The 16,499-nt window shown below is 48.1% G+C and carries 11 protein-coding genes; 4 read left to right on the forward strand and 7 right to left on the reverse strand.

The features are described from left to right. The first annotated feature begins 240 nt into the window (after positions 1-240). Complete coding sequence (locus tag JW968_03525; protein MBN1386020.1) at positions 241-906, forward strand: hypothetical protein; 666 nt, start codon at positions 241-243, stop codon at positions 904-906. A 16-nt stretch (positions 907-922) separates the two neighbouring features. Here JW968_03525 and JW968_03530 read toward each other — a convergent pair whose 3' ends face one another. The 4 genes from JW968_03530 to JW968_03545 form a co-directional block, all read right to left on the reverse strand. Continuing rightward, entirely contained in the window at positions 923-1,738 is an 816-nt protein-coding gene (locus JW968_03530) for a hypothetical protein (GenBank protein MBN1386021.1), read from the reverse strand. A gap of 11 nt (positions 1,739-1,749) precedes the next feature. Further along, the gene (locus JW968_03535) at positions 1,750-8,028 is read right to left on the reverse strand and encodes a hypothetical protein (protein ID MBN1386022.1); all 6,279 of its coding nucleotides are present in this window, start codon (positions 8,026-8,028) and stop codon (positions 1,750-1,752) included. An 8-nt stretch (positions 8,029-8,036) separates the two neighbouring features. After that, a complete protein-coding gene (locus tag JW968_03540; protein MBN1386023.1) occupies positions 8,037-10,013 on the reverse strand; it encodes a hypothetical protein in 1,977 nt (658 codons plus the stop codon). A 209-nt stretch (positions 10,014-10,222) separates the two neighbouring features. After that, positions 10,223-11,284: a hypothetical protein gene (locus JW968_03545; protein ID MBN1386024.1), complete on the reverse strand. Its 1,062-nt coding sequence runs from the start codon at positions 11,282-11,284 to the stop codon at positions 10,223-10,225. Between the two features lie 95 nt (positions 11,285-11,379). On the opposite strand from JW968_03545, the gene JW968_03550 reads away from it, so the two are divergent. The 3 genes from JW968_03550 to JW968_03560 all read left to right on the forward strand — a co-directional run bounded on the left by JW968_03550 (position 11,380) and on the right by JW968_03560 (position 13,312). Beyond that, positions 11,380-12,075 carry a hypothetical protein gene (locus JW968_03550; protein MBN1386025.1) on the forward strand — a complete coding sequence of 232 codons (696 nt, stop codon included), beginning with the start codon at positions 11,380-11,382 and terminating at the stop codon, positions 12,073-12,075. 108 nt (positions 12,076-12,183) lie between these two features. After that, positions 12,184-12,690: a hypothetical protein gene (locus JW968_03555; GenBank protein MBN1386026.1), complete on the forward strand. Its 507-nt coding sequence runs from the start codon at positions 12,184-12,186 to the stop codon at positions 12,688-12,690. Positions 12,691-12,730: 40 nt separating this feature from the next. Continuing rightward, positions 12,731-13,312: a hypothetical protein gene (locus JW968_03560; protein ID MBN1386027.1), complete on the forward strand. Its 582-nt coding sequence runs from the start codon at positions 12,731-12,733 to the stop codon at positions 13,310-13,312. Here the strand turns inward: JW968_03560 and JW968_03565 are convergent. The 3 genes from JW968_03565 to JW968_03575 form a co-directional block, all read right to left on the reverse strand. Beyond that, positions 13,307-13,636, reverse strand: a complete 330-nt coding sequence (locus tag JW968_03565) for a hypothetical protein (GenBank protein ID MBN1386028.1) — start codon at positions 13,634-13,636, stop codon at positions 13,307-13,309. The two genes, JW968_03560 and JW968_03565, sit on opposite strands and share 6 nt — an antisense overlap. Positions 13,637-13,681: 45 nt before the next feature. Next, positions 13,682-14,629: a hypothetical protein gene (locus JW968_03570; protein MBN1386029.1), complete on the reverse strand. Its 948-nt coding sequence runs from the start codon at positions 14,627-14,629 to the stop codon at positions 13,682-13,684. Positions 14,630-14,776: 147 nt separating this feature from the next. Further along, positions 14,777-16,495: a cation:proton antiporter gene (locus JW968_03575; protein MBN1386030.1), complete on the reverse strand. Its 1,719-nt coding sequence runs from the start codon at positions 16,493-16,495 to the stop codon at positions 14,777-14,779. Positions 16,496-16,499 lie beyond the last annotated feature (4 nt).

Here is a 16,499-nt window from a genome sequence, read left to right on the forward strand (position 1 = left end):
ATTTAAATAAATGTGTGCTAAATGGGCAGATTGTGGGACAAAATAATCATACTGATTTTTTCTATATGACTTTTATGTCACACATGAGGGTCCTTAAGTTTGAGCTTATTTTTATTCAGGAAAGACATAATCACTCCAGGATGATTAAATTATCTCAATATATAAAAATCGACGAAAAGTTTATATGGAAGTGAGAATATGGAAATGCCATACACAACAATTGATGGAAAGGTGACTCAAATGGGTGATATTGACTTTACAGACATACCTTCTGCATATAAACATATCAAGCATGTACACTCAAAGAAATACGAAGAAGGGCTCCAGAAAAAATACCTCAACCTTGAACAGGAAGTCAGGAAAGAGCTGGAAGGAGGCATACCCGCACCTGAAAAAAGAGAAGCGCATGTAAGAGGCTTCATGAAAAAATATTTCGGGAAGATGCTCAGCACTGACTTCGACAAGGCAGACGAGGACATGATAGACAACCTCTACAACAGCTCCATCGTGAATGCAGTCAATGCCATCACGAATGCAGACATCCAAGACATAAGACAGGCATACCAGGTCATCAAGGATATGGATCAAAACCAGTTCAGCAAATTCGTCAATCTACTGCCGCAAGCAGTCCAGGGAGAGCATCTCAGCAAGAAAAGGAAGAATGTCTGGCACAAATTCTACACAGCACATGAAGCGAAAGACATCGACAGGTATGATGCACAGAAGCTGCTGTATGACCACTGGGAAAAGGATGCTGTCACTCCCGGATTCAAGGAGAACTATAATGGGGATCTGAAGGCTCAGAACATCGAAGCGCTGGTGTCTGCCAGCCTTAACTATGAGCATACACTTGCGGCCCACGGCAAGAAAGGCAGGAGAGAGCTCCAGTACGACAAGGCTGCCTGATCCCTCATCCTATTTCTTATCTTATTATCTTATTCGCGACAAGGTTGATATATATCCTCGAGAAGCTGAAGAGCGGCAGGAAGAAGACAAGGCCTGCTATCAGCCACATCACAGGATGAGCCATGCTTGTCAGGAGCAGGATGAAATCAGCGATCAGGAACAAAAAGACAAGCAGAAGATACATCGGGAAGAAGACATTGATATCCCTGAAAGGCAGCACAAAAGCTTTCCTTACAAAACCATTATGCATCAGGATCGAGTACGAGATCGGCGCGAGGTAAGTGATGACCAATGCGAAAAGGAAAGCGAAGACAATAACGATGATCTGGATGAGCTTCGGCGTGATGACAAAAGCCTTAAGATAAGAAAGCCTGACAGTCACTGCAAAGACAATTGTCATGGAAGAGAACCATAGAAGATTTATGGCAAAGAATCTCCCTAAATACCTCCAGAAACCCAGCTTCTCATTTTCAATCTGTTTAGTGAGGTACCAATTGATGCCCTGGAACAACGAATACAGCAGATAGACTGCGCAGACAAGCACGAAGAAATACATGAAAAGCCTTGTGCGATGCTGGAAAAATACAACCTGGCCCACTTCAGTGAACTGGCCCGGATTGAACAGGAAATCCATGCCCATGCCTATCTTGGCCATCATGTCGAACAGTATGATCATCTCATTGATGATCCTGTTAACTATCTCAGAGCCGAAGAATCCCAGGAAGAATAACATGACAAAATCCAGGATGACCATTGTCAGGAAAAGCTTCAGGTTCTTTCTCACAATATGCAAAGCCTTCTTTGCCTCCCTGATGACAAGAAACTCCCTCATGTTAGCTGATCTCAGCATGTTGCAGTGGTCCCGTCGACAACCCTGACTTTTATGACAGGGGATATCTGTGTGTGGCCGGCATTGTCAGATGCCTTGATAGTGAACTGCTTGAATGCCTCATTCCCTGAAGCCAATGTGATTGATGCTGCCGGTATCATGCAGGAATAAGTCGCCCCGCCTGTGTTCGAGCATGACTGGAGATCATTAGATCCTTCCAGCAGCTTGACATTGGACAGGTCGCCATCAGTGTCTGTGACATCAATCTCGGCGCGCACATTAGAAGCTGCAGAAACCACACAGGTCACTGAAGTCGCGTCATATGAATTGGAGCCGATATACAGGGTCGGGCTGTTCGTGAACTGGGGCGCGTTCCCTCCTGTCCCTGTGCCGCTGCAAGCATTAGTGGTGGCAACACCTGCGCAGCAGTACTTGGTGCTCACATCACCTGCCTGTATGTCCATACCATCAATATCACCATCCTTATCACAATCGCAGGCACGGGTGTTCTTCCCTTCCTGGCAGGCAGGAGATGCCTCGCATCTTGTGCGGTACTGACCCTGCGGCGCGCTGGAGTGCTCATAGCAGAACTGCTTTGATGTCCCATCACAATCATCGACATCTGTCATGCCACTGTTGCCATTGCAGTCACAGCGCTGGGTATTCGGGGTGTATCCTGTAAGATCACATCTGTTTGAACCTGCTCCTCCGGCAACGCACCTGACCTGCAGAGGCACTGTATGCTGCTGCTTGGCACCGCGATATGATGATATGATCCTGTTCCCATCGCTGGTCTCCTCATAAAGGGTCATTACAGCATTCCAAGGCCTTGGAGTGGCGTCATTGCATGTGCTTGTCGTCGAGCCAGTCGAAGTGCAGGCGATGACCATCTCGCCTGAGGTCGGGTCTGTAGAGAACCTTATCTCGACATTGGCGCATTTTAGGGTCCTTGTCTGGGCATTCCAGCCAGAGCTTCCTGTCTCGCATACAGCCGGGGTCGAGCCCATTGGTGTGAAGACACCGCTGTTCATGGTGCCGAACAGGTATTTCCATACAGAGCTGTCATATGTGAATTTGAGGACGCCGTTCTGGTTGTTGTTCTTCACAGGATCGATGATATTGAAATTGGAGTTCTGCATCACTGTGCATGTGCTCTGCGGGCCAGCAACCTCAAACATCCACTGTTCAACCTTGAACTCAGGTCCGGGCTTAGTCAGCTCATGCAGGCCTTCATAAGCTAGGACATAAGATGATGGTGCAGAAGCCCTCTGTGTCCCGTCTCCGAGAGAAGCCCCGTTCTGGTTCCTCACATCGACCTCGAGCCAGTACTGCCTGAAATCATCTCCGGGGTAATCTATTATTATCCTTGAGTTTATATTGAGGGCATCATCCAGCCCATACATGCTCTGGACAGCTGACGGCGGAACCTCGAACCTCGCAGAGCCGTTCGCATCATTCGCAGACGGACACTGGTAAGATGCGGTGCCGATGTCAAAGCTGCACTCAGCAGGCGAATCGCCTATCTCAGATATCTCCTGTTCAACGAATCCAGTTTCCCAGTCGCCACGGCTTGTGGAGTCTGTAGATGTACGGTATTCATATTCAACCCTTACCTTGTCATAGCGCACTTGGTTTCTTGGCTCAGTCGATATATCGACGAACTTCTCGACATTCAGCACCTGGCTGTCTGTCAGCCCACCATTGCCGAAGAAAGATGTCACTTCAACCTCCTTCTCACCTGACCTGAAAGCGCAGTCACAATAACCCCCTTCGAAATCAGGGCACTCATCGCTCGAGGAGCAAATGAGCTTCACATGATACCTCAGCTCGTCAGCGCCAGGCAGGATGAAAAGGCCAACATGATATATGTGGCTTGCGTAGCCTGAAATCGGGTCATAGGTCATGAACCTCCTGGTCGCAGGGAACACAGCAACAGTCGGATTGAGCGGTATCTCGACAGCAGAGTCGACAATCCCCTCCCAGTCGATGTCCCAGTCACCTGTGAAGGCAGCCACGCACACAGCATGCACGAGCTTCTTCTCGACAAATATAGCCTTTACCAGGTTGGTGTCACCATACCTGCCCTGGATACCCTGCCTAACCTCAGCACCTGCGTTCCCGATGAACTGGAGCATGCCAAGGCCTCCCTCATAAGACTGGCCCAGGCCGTAATTAGGCCTCTCTGTGATGCAGGCAATAGAATAGTATATGAGATCGCAAATGTAAGTCGATATCGCAGCCTGGCAGATCCCTGAGCTTCCATCACCAGTGTAAAGGATCTGCTGGAAGCAGTTCATTATGACCTGAAGGATTCTCCTGTAATGCCCAAGATAAGAGGTTATGCCCGACAGGCAGACACATTGTATTGTCCTGAGAAGGCCTGAGGTCGGGTCAACCACATACTTCCTCATGGTGGTCTGGCCAGTGCACACCTGCCTCACAATCGATTCAGGGACCTTCTTCTCGACGCCCCCTGTGGTGCCGGTCTGCTGGGTCTGGCCTGAACCGAGTATAGTTATCACCATGTCAGAAGTCGTGGTATACTTCGGCCACGAATTGCTCGTATACTTAAGCTTCCCCTCGGCATACTGGTCGCAGACAGTGCTTGTTATTGGTATCTCTCCGACAATCGCGACATCATCACTCTCATCAATCTTATTGCCTTCACTGTTCAGAACAACCCTCTTCTCTGTCTTCGCAGTATAAGCTTTCCAGCTCGGGCCTGTCGCAGTCTCGGTCTTCTTCATGACGAACAGCTGATCCTCTATGGTGATCCGGACCTCGCTGCCCTCTTCACCGCCCTTGCACAGCTTGAAATCAGCCAGGTACCTGAAAAGGGATTTCCAGCCACCGCACTCCTGCTTCTGTGCTTCCTCATTGAAGCCTTTGGTATAATAATTCTTGGACTGGTTCGCAGGAGCGTTTGCAGCAGCCAGGCACTGTGATTCCTTGAACTCATCCATGCCCCAGCATCCTGAGCTCCACTCCATTATGTACTCGTCATCACAGCAATCAGGGTCAGCCTCTCCCTGAGGCAGGACACGCCTGACCTTGCAGTGATCCTGGAGCTTCTGCTCCTGCTGGTAATACTTGTATGTCTCCAGATAGTTGACCCCTTCGCAATGGGACAGCTTCCTCTCTTTCGATGCAGATGAACCTTTATTTTCTGATGAAGACGAGCCTGTCCCATCATTGTTCTTCTCCCTGATGTAAGCCTCGAAAGACGGCACAGGAGGACATGAGACACGGTCACAGACCCAGTGGAGGGCATCCCAGACGCTAAGTGTGGAAAGCTTTGCCTTATAGCACTGTGTGCACTTGTCGTCGTCAGCCCCGTTCTTCTGGCAGACGATATTATCCTTTGTGCTCCGGCCGCAATAGCAGTCCTGGAAACCTGCACCCTTGCATTCGAATATCTCAAGCACCTTCTTGACCAGCCAGGCAGCCCAGAGCCCGATGCAGGCAACGATGGTGTATTGAGTTATTTTCCTGATGGGTTCATATATAGCATCAATCGCCTCAATAGTCTGATTAAGAGCATGTATGGACCAATTAAGGAACTCCTCGGGGATAACACCTGGGTCAATCCTCGGCTCTATCATGAGCTCGACATTCCAGCACTGCTTCTGGGGCCTGCTGTATGTCCTTGTCGGATCCCAGGAGTCGTTGTTCTGATAGGTGATGGTTATCATCAGGGGCAGCCTGACACAGCCAATCTCCTCAGGGGCGTAACCCCATTCAGTATAAGGAAGATCGAAGCACTCGCCCATCCTGTGATTGCTGATGTTCTCCTCCCTCTGATAATAAGTCCAGTTTGAGCCTGCAGGATTAGGATCATGCTTGAAAGTGAGAGTCACATAGCCGTACTTCCTGTCAGCCGACCACCTGTTGTCATCAATCCTCTGCACCCAGTCGACATCATAGTTCATTGTCAAGTCTTCCTGAGACAGCGGGGGCTCGCTTATATCCACACCGCTAATCCTCGGCTCATTCCCATAACCCTGCCATGAAAGATTCACTGAGAAACCTACCTGGGCCATCCCCTCAAGGATGAGCCTCGGGTTGAGTGAACCAGGTGTTATGTCGCCTACGCGGATATTCCAGTCAGAGCCCTGGCCGCAGAGCGTATAGCGGACATTCGAGCTCTGCACTGCAGTCAGACCGACCCTGTCTATCACTATTATCTTGACATCATTGTCCCAGAACTCGCCTTCATCATTGTATGAACTGCCCTGCCCATACCCTCCTGTGCCGCTGTAGCCGCTGCTGGAATTGTAGACCCTGTCCAGGACGACTTCAATCTCGAAATAGCCTTCAGCGTCAGTATGAGAAACATAATCATAGTCGCCGTCATCCACATCGCATTCCTTCTTTATGATATCCAGAATCCCGCCCGATGTCAGGTGCTGGAGGAGATCAGAGCTGTCGATTATCACCTTACCGTTCACGCAGACAGCAACTGTCGCATTCTCATTCACCTTCCCTCTTATGGTAATCTCAGGTATATACGCTGGAGAGAGGCTCGCCAGGTTGCTCTCGATTATCGTAGGCGGGCTGCTGTCGGCATAGACATCATAAGTGCCTTCCCATGTATTGCCTGTATCATCAGTGGCTATTATCCTGAGGATGTTCGAGCCCTGCTTCATAGGCACTGATTCAGAGAATGGTCCATTGGCCTCGAAAGTGTGTGAAGGGATCCGGACATCACATGTCTCATTTATGGTCTCAGCCTCGTTGGCCACAGAGATCCCGGTCAGAGTCACAGAGACGCTGCCAGATGGCTCGCCGATATTGCATGCATCATCCATCGCCCTTATCTGATATGAATATGTTGCATTGGTGACCTTGACATCAAGGAAATTTGTCTGGGTGGATTCTGCCATGAGGCCAACATCAGACCTGTAGATGAGATATTTCGCCAGATCCTCTGTACCGTTCGGTGCTTCCCATTGGAGAGAGGCTCCCTGGCCTGACTGGATGACCTGAAGAGTCCTTATCTTGCCCGGAGCTAGCGTATCCTGCTCGTCGACAAGCGTGACAAAGGCCTCAATCCGGACATGCTCATTGGAAGATCCCTTTAGATCGAGAGTTGACGAGCCAAGGACCTCAGGGATATCCTCGATACTGATCTTAGGAGCAACAACATCTACCCGGATAGTATAAGTCTTGGAATTCGAGTTCTGATTGGCATCCTTCACCTCAATCTTCAGTGTGTTCTGCGGCTTGGATGTGTCGAGCGTGACCTGCACAGCAAATTCGCCTGAAGCTCCAACCTCAGGGACAAAAGACCGCTGGACATTCTCCACATAGATCTTCACAGAGCTGTAAGGCCTTGTCGAGCCCCTAATAACAATCGTGGCTGTATTGGCAGTCGCAGGCACATCAGCCTCTATAGGCGGCGGAGTCAGGTCAGAGCCTGCAATGAAATTATATACCTGAGAATCTGCGCAGTTGCCCTTCCTGTCGCATGATCTGGCTTTATAATAATATTTGGAATGCTCCTGGAGATTGGAAAGGGATACTGAATGTACCTTCGAGAAAGCAGACTGATAGCTGACAAGGTTCATCAGAGGCCCATCTGAATAATACACTGTCGAGTTCGCATCCTCATCAGTTGTCCAGCCGATGGTCGCTGAATTCAGGCTGATCGATGTGGGGCTGACATTGGTCAGCACAGGAGCAGTGACATCAGGGGCCTGCGTGTGGATTGTCAGGGGATCTGATTTCATCCCCTCATTATCATCTGTATCAACAGCAGAGACCTGATAATTGTAGGCGCGGCCCGGTTCAAGGCCATTCTGGGAGAACTGGGTCTGGGAAGTCTCATGTATCTTTGCACTGTCCCTGTAGACATGATAGCGCGCAAGGTCATCGACAGAGACAGCATCCCACACAATGGTCACAGAATCCTCACCTATTGATGTATTCCTCAGGTTGAGGACCTGGGGAGGGGGAGTGGTGTCCTTTGTCTTGAAACTCTGCGAAGATGATTCGGCCTTATAGCCGCTGGAATTCGTCGAAGCCACCTTGAACTGGTAGGTTGTGTCCTCCTGGAGATTCCTTATCGTGATCTGGTGGTTTATCACCATCTCGGAATTGGATTCATGCTGATCCAGGTTGCCAGGACCATATGCGATCAGGCTGTCAGCCTGCTGGTCAGTACGCCATGTGATTGTGACGCTTGATGTCTGCGGGTCGGCCTTCACATCTGCTATCTGCAGTGCAGATGATATCGGGAGGAGTATTATGAAATAGCATAAGAACAGTGCGACAATGCCGGTCATCCTTTTCATCAGTCCATTCATCTTATCTCAGGCCTCAGGGTCTCATGCAATGTTGCATTTGTTGAGATATAATCTATCAGGTTGTAGATATCTTCGTCATCCTGCGGAGCAGGGACCTGCTCATAGACATGGAACACTATCTCATCCCTGCCGACAAGCTCTTCATACCGCACAGTCCAGTTGGCCATGTAGCCTCCGAGCAATGTGTCCCCGCTGTCCATCAGAAGCACATGTAGGAAATAAGTCCTTCCCTCCTCGAACAGGTCCAGTGTGATGTTCTCGCCGTCCCTTGTGAAGACAGCGTAATCCCCGAAAGTCGAATTATCCTCAATGCTTATGAGCACCTGCTCATCGCTCTTGAGGTCGATAGGCATGCCGATATTCGTAGAGACATGCTTCTTCGCCTTGACGTCCATTGTCTTGAGCTTGTCGATGCTGATGTAGACAATATCATCAGGGCCAAGCTGGACCTCGTTCTCCTGATAGCCCTCCTTCTCAGCGATCAGGAATCCGTTGAGGCAACCGTCAGGCAGGTTTGTCACCAGCCGGTACATGCCTCCATCCTGCTTTGTCTGCCCAAGAGGACAGCCGAACTTAATGCAATTGTAGAAGATGTCGACATCCTTGAGCTCCATATTCGCGATTCCTCCCCCAGGGCCTGGCTGGAGTCCAGTGACACGTATATCGACCTGCCTCTCACCCGGCTCGCATGCAGCCTCTTCTGTGGCGGGTATATCAAATACATTAATGCCGAAATCAGACTTGTCTCCTTCATTGTGGTTTATTGTGACAGGCAGGGCGAACCTGAAATTATATCCTTTCCCATGCAGTGCATCCGGATCATGTATGACAATCTGGACCGGGAAGAGCACATCATACGTGAAGTGGTAGATGTTGATGCAGAGGAACCTGAGATATTTTGCCGGCCCGCTCATGGAGCCTGATTTCAGGATACCCCTGCTGCTAGGCCTCGCATATATATCCATGTCCCATTCAGGCCTGTAGATCACCATGGCATTGAGATCCTTGTACTGGCTTTGCGAGACATTGATCAGGAAATGATTATAGGAGTAGGCATCCCTGGGAAGACCGCTGTCAGGGAAATTCCTGTCATAGAAATCCTGCATCTTGTATTGGCGCAGATCCTCATAGACCTCAACCGGCTCAAGGAAAGGCATATGGTCTGTCTCCCTGAACCTGATCTCAGGAGCCATCGCTGTCATCATATCCTGGACCTCCTGCTTGATATCCCTAAGATCCCACATGAGACTGCCGCACCTGAACTCCATCCCTGTGAAAGGTATCTTGGGATTCATGGCCATGAGGTCTATGGTGATCCTCTCAAGGAACATATCAGACTTCTCAGTGACTGCAATCTCCCTTGCGAGGTCATACATCCTCCTGAGGCTAAGCCCTATCACAGCACGGCTTCTCCCTATATCGACAGAAGATACAGTGCGGTCCTGTGAGTAGACCCTCAGATTGTAATCAGCCTGGAAAGCCACATCTGACCTTCCTATCTTCACATCGATCTCAAGGTCCTGGAGCTGATTGATGCTGAACTCATCCCTGAAATCTTCAAGATTGTCCAGACAGACAGGAAGATTCTGCTTCACATAAGCCTCAAGCTGGGCTGAGATGACCTCAAAAGAGGGTGTCCTGTCCTGTCCCTTGTAAAACCAAAGGGGGACAACCGCCAGCCCTTTCGGGTCAAGCCAGATTGCTGCTTTCCTGTTCCTCCTGACAGATTCAGGGATGTTCAGGTAGCCGCCCTGCTCTCCAATAAGCACAAGGCCGTCCTCAGCCACATCACCCAGACAGGTTTCGATATACCTTGAGATGGGTGTAGTCTTTGTGCTGAAAAAACCTGCTGTGCCAAATATTGTGACCTCTTCCTTCAGATATAAAATCAGGCCAACAGCGAACAAGATGATTATGCCCAGAATGATAAATACAGTTATCTGCCCTCTCACTCCTCTTTTTTTAAAAAGCATGGCTCTTATTTTTATAATATCCTATATAAATTTTATTATATAAATTTTATCTGAAATATCAAGGATTCAATCTGAAATTATCCGGAATCACAAAGAATACAAGAGATTTAATCTGAAATATGGGGTATTCCATCTGAAATATCAAAAAAATTGCATAAAAACCCTAAAATCCAGGTAATGCCAAAGAAAACTATGGTCCTAAAGGAAAATCACTTTTGTTTCTTTCTGATGCTCTTTGTCACTACCCTTGATGATTCATGGTGTTCATGGCTGTTGCGCTTTCTACGATCATCATGAGGTCTTCCATGCATTTTAATGCCCGATATCAGCCTTTGCTTGTGCTTCTCCTTGGGGGTCTCATGAACAGGATGGACAATAGGGCGAACATTAGGGTGAACAACAGGACGAACAGGGAAATTGGATTTAAGTACTAAGGCATAGTAAAAAATTGCCCATGCAAGGAAAATTGATAATACCAGGATGAAGAATCCATCTGCGAAACCAGCCAGATAAGAGATCAAGTGAGGGACCAGGAACCAGAAGATGAGCAGATAGAAAACAAAGATGACAGCATAAGGGACAATTAACCTGTGGAGCCGGATACCTGACGAGAAGGCTTTCCCTATAGATGCACCGAACCTGTGCAGGTTCCTGAGATAATAGAATGAAAGCAGCATGAAATGAAGCATGATGGACAGGATGATGCCCAAGGCTATCATCGGCCCCTTTATCCCTGAGAAATCATATACACTCACTGTCTTCAGCAGGTATAGCAAAGGGAAGAGAATCGGTATGATGAATATCAGCAGCCATGTGAAGCCCAGGCCGAGACCTTTGAGATAATAAACAGGCTCAGAGAATATCTGCTTCAGGGCAGATATAAGTCTATCAAGGAATGCCTGCCTGTGCCCACCTGCATGAGATGTCATCCTGGATGCAAATGTGATCTTAGATGCTGAGGTTATCAGAAGAAATGATATCACAAGAGAATAAATGGCCAGCAGGATACCATACATCACGATCTTTGATGCAACATCCTTTATCTGCTTCTCGATGGAATTTATGAGGGCAATGTTCTGGGAGGAGACAGCCTGGGCAATGTCCACTGTAGCCACTTTCTGCACCATATGGTCTATGGCCTGGCTTGTCGTCGATATGCCAAACCTGAAAAGCGCAAAGAATGCGATGAAGAGAAGGACAACAAACAAGGCCCTGGCAGGATCGATCCTGAATGATCCCAGGAAATCCCCCACAACTCTTTTATGCCTCATGCACCGCTTTTTGGCAAGGGGGTATTTAAATGTTTTTCAAAACCTGCGCAAGAGCATTCAAAAATTTTATTAATCCGAAAGACCGGAGACTAATCATGGGCTTCCAACAGAACCTGAAACAATTGGAACGAGAGCTTTCTGACAGCATGAAACAGAAACCTCAGAAGAGATTCAGTTTCATGAACCATGACAGGAGGATACAGAACGCGTATACATCAGTAAGGAGCTCGCTATGGGAGACTGCAGCAGTCTTCGGGCCGAAGCATGAGAAAAGGATGAAGGAGCTGATCGACCTGGTGCTCGGCATAGATCCTGAAGAGAAAGAGAAAGCGCTTGAGAAGGTGAGGAAAGCCCAGATGATGAGCGCGGATCTCTCCACAGACACTGACTCAGGAGCGCTGAAGCTTCCCAAATTCAACCTGCCGTCAGCTATATGCGATGAGGTGAGGGCGGATCTCGCTGAGATGATGAGCTGCCATGAGAACAGGAATTACAGGAGCGCTGTCATACTCTGCGGGAGAGTGCTTGAGACCTGCCTCTTCAGGAAATATTTTGAAGTGACAGGAAAAGATCTTCTTGTGACATCACCAGGGCTCGGGCTGGGAAAGTTGATTGCGAAGCTTTCTGAGGCAAATTTCAAATTCGATCCAGGACTCTCCCAGCAGGTCCATCTCATAAACCAGGTGAGGATAGGCTCTGTGCACACAAAATCAGATGTGTTCAGGCCGTCTGGCGAGCAGGCTCATGCCATAATGCTTTTCACATTCGATGCTGTCAAAAAGCTATTCTGACCTTAAGCCAAGACCCTGGCAGAATCACCTGGATAAATCCTTCTGACCCCAAGATTTAATAATCACCCCTAAATTCTTGTCAGAATCCCATCCTAAGGAGGTATAACCATGAAAGACGTTTGGCTTACACAAGAACAGATTGCAGGAATCGCAGGCAGCGATATAATACTTGACATGCAAGGATACAGCACAATACTCAGACGCAACCCTTCAAAGCAGACAATCCCCGGAAACATCTATCTGGGGTATGCGCCGCTGGTCTCTGCCGGAGCCCTCGAGGCAGAGACAATAAGAGCTCTCAGAGACAATCCAGAATTCTCAAAGCTTGTCCATACATTGACATTGCATTATGCACAGGATCCAGGAGCATTGCCGGACACACTGATCTCTGTGACATCAGCTTCAGGGCCTAACCTGCGTGAGAGCTCGCTGCTGTCAGACCTGGCGAGCCTGCTGATAATCCCCAACATACAACTCAATCTGGCGGAATCGGCAAACCCAGGAGAGTCAACAGCAGTATACAACTCTGTGAAGCTGATCGTGCAGCCGTACAATCCTGCAAGCCGCTATCATGATGTATTCAAGGCTGCAAGACCTCAGTTCAGGCTCTGGTGACCAGAAAGATTAATATATGATGAAGCACTCTTGATCCATCATGACATGGAAAAAGATTTCTGACTCAGGGGACCTCAAGATCTTCGAGAAGAGCAGCAGCAGGCTGAACATCAGGATAGAGGCGAGGCTGACTGACAGGGGCTGGGAGATATACAAGAATTACAATGACGGCGAGAACAACAAGCTCATAGAGGAGTATGCTGTCGAGAACGAGAAAGAGCTCGACGAGCTCATGGAGAGCCTGAAGAGGGACAGGGACCTGTCCGAGAAGGATATAGACGTGATAAACAGGCTGAAGAAAGCAGAGCACAAGTTCGCATTCAAGAGATTATACAAGGGCAATGACTCCGAGAAATGGAGCATCGTGGTGAACGGGGGCAATGAGAATTTTGTCCTCGTGAAATACGGCGAGAACCTGGTGATAGACCTCCTGCTCCATGAGAAATACAGATTCATAGCAGAGAGGTTCATGGATGAGATATACAAGACACTCATCGACGACGATTCTGCGCTGAAGATAACAGAGAACATCCACTACTTCACAAAATCGACGACAAGGCGGGAAGAACTGCCCAAGAATGTGTATGTCAACAACATCGAGATGACATTCGGGGACCTATAAGAATTCCCTGATGAACTCAGGCTGCTCAACCTGCTGCCTCATGAGATCAAGCCTTCTTTTCAGGACATCGCGCGATTCCGCGAGCTCCTTCCATTCCTTATGGCCGATGCTCCCTATCTTCTGGAATGAATCCACTTCGAACCTGTCGGAATACATGACCTTCTTCCCGAAGTGCTCATGATCCGGGTCAGCCATGATGAAATGAGATTCTGTGTGAGGGGCATATTCCCTTGTGCCGACATACAATAATGTCTGCAGAGTGCCATCCTTGAGCTTCAGGTCGATTATGTCCCCCTCCAAAAGATGCTCCCTTGCTTTCTTCATGGAACAGGAAATTGAGAAAGAGGTATTTAATGTTTTCCGTTGATATCAGTGATTCCCGTTGAAATGCCTGGCATTCGCCCTTGCCTGCCAAGCCGAGTAAGGTATCGCCGTTGTAGTCAAGGCTTCGACATTAAGGTCAAGCTTCTTTGCGATAGTCACATAATCAGGACTGCCTGACATCACACTGGCCACAAGCTGCCTGGTCCTGTTGAGAGTGAGAGTATGATCATATTCAGTCATATAAGCAGCGCTGAGATTCACTATTGCGCAGACCTTATCCCTCCCGAGCAGGCTCACCCCTTCCTCATTTATCCTGACGATAGATGGAGTGCCGCCGACACCATGGTTAAGCTGAGCATCTGAATATGCATTAGCACCAAAGAACATCAAGTCTGATAGACCAAGCTTATTTGTGTCAAGGCCCTGAAGCTTCTTGGCAAAATACAGCTGGGATGCGTCGCTCCCTGATCCTATCGGAAGATTCGAGTCAGTGCTTTCATGAGCTCCGCTCGCACTCACCTGGAACTGCCTTATCTTACTCTTGCTCTTATCATAAGCCACCACAATGATCCCGGTCTGTACAGTATTCATGCAGTCTTCTGCTTCCTTCAGCGCTTTTGACGTCTCGGTCTCAATATACTTCTGCCTTGTTTCGATAATAGGTATGGCTTCTGCCCTGAGCATGATCCTTTCAGATGCATCCTTGGCCACCTGTTCCACAGCATCCTTACGATAATCATGCAACATGCTCTCAATCTGCTTCACATAACTCTCTATGAAGAATTTCTGCCCTGAGCCAGGTTCAGGAAGATTCTCAAGAACCCTTGAAAGGAACTCACCGTTACCTGCTCCATAAAGGACCCCATGGAATGTCTCATGCTCAAATGCACCCACTTTCTGCCACCTGTCAGACTCCCTGAACCCCATCGATACTTTTGCATCTGCCACAACAATCGCTTCCAATCCATTGTGCATAGAGATCCCGACTGTCATTTTAGGAAGGACACCCATCCGGGTTATATAAATATTATGGTGATTAATCACTAATAAGTAGCTAATAGATGATTTAATAAATTATTTACAATAATGAAAATATATTGTGTGATGTCTCAGAAAACTCTTTTACCATAAATGGTCTTGTCAATTGTGTTCATGCATAGGATGTTCATGGCCCATGCCTTTCCTATGCCCTATATTCTCTATATGGATAATCTTCTCTTTCAGGAACTTGTTCATGCTCATCCTGTTCTTCTCAATCATGGTCGAGAAATGCTTGCCTCCCAAGAAATGGGGCATGATGACATAGGTGGCACCGGCATCGTAAAGCTTGACAGCATCATCTATCTGATGGGAGACCACTGTGATTATCACCTTGCTGTTCACCTCTTTCACTTTGCTGATGATGAGAAGATTGGTCTCAGTTATCGGGATGGTTGATATTATCATCTTTGCTGAGGCATAATCAAGCTCGTTGAGAAGCTCTGAATCATTCGCGTCCCCATACCTGCATTCATACCCTTCCTTTGACAGGTTGGTGATGACTTCAGGATCATAATCCACAATAAGGAACCTCTTCTTTATCTTCTTCAATGACTCGAGGATATCAAAGCCGATCCTGTTGTAGCCGAAAAGGATGATGTCATGCTTGTCCTCCCTATGATGCCTGTGCTCGTCAACCTTCTTCCCTTCTCTTTCGAACAATGAAAGATATGGGGAAAGGATCGGATAGATCCTGTTGGAATACAATATCATGTAAGTGGAGCCAGCAAAGGTTATCAGGCCGACAGCTGTGACCAAAGAGAGGATTTCATTGCTCACATGGCCGACAGAGACTCCCATTGTCACGACAATCAATGAGAACTCGCTTATCTGGGCCACAGTCAGGCCTGCAAGGAAGCTGTTCCTCTTAGTATAACCAAGAAGGCCCATCAGGATCATCACAATGATAGGGTTGCCGATAAGCACAAACAAGGAGAGCAGGATGATGATGCCCATGTTCTGGAGAATATTCGAGAAGACCATCTGCGAGCCGATCATGATGAAGAACAGGATGATGAAGAAATCCCTCAGCGGCTTCAGCTTTGAGCTTATCTCAAAATGATAAGGGGACAATGAAAGGGTGATGCCTGCAAGCAGGGCGCCAGCCTCTATCGAGAAGTTCAAGTAATAGAATACAGAGGAGACAGCAAAGCACCAGCTTATAGAGAACAAGAGCAGGAACTCCTGGGATCTCGCGATAATCTTGGTCAATGAAGGCAGGATGTATATCGTCAGGGCAAACAGGACAAGAATGCCGCCGATGCCTTTAAGGACAGTCTCAACAGCCATGGAAGCCAGATCAGTGCCGTTATTCAATGATGAGATGACCAGCAGGACAATGATTGCGATGAAATCCTGGATGATGAGGAATCCTATGGATATCCTGCCGTAAAGGGATTCAAGATCCCTCTTGTCAGACAATAATTTCATGATGACAATCGTGCTGCTGAATGCAAGGGCTATCGAGATATAGAAAGACACTATGTTCGAGAATCCCATCATCTTTGCGATGAAGAAACCTATCGAAGTAGTGAAGAGGACCTGGCCCACTCCTGTGATGAGGGAGATCTTGCCGACCTCCTTAATGACTTTAGGATTTAGATTGATGCCGACAAAGAAAAGCAGGAGTGCAACACCGATATGGGAGAAGGCAGTGAAGGTCTCAACAGAATCAATGATGTTCAGCAGGAAAGGGCCTGCTACAATGCCGCTGATTATGTAACCTATTATGACTGGCTGCTTGAGGATCTTGGCCACGCCAGTGATCAAGATAGTGAGGACCAGGATCTTGCTCAGTTCCACAAAAATCTCAGGATCCATGGCA

The sequence above is a fragment of the Candidatus Woesearchaeota archaeon genome (assembly GCA_016928155.1).
Taxonomy (GTDB): Archaea; Nanobdellota; Nanobdellia; order Woesearchaeales; family JAFGLG01; genus JAFGLG01.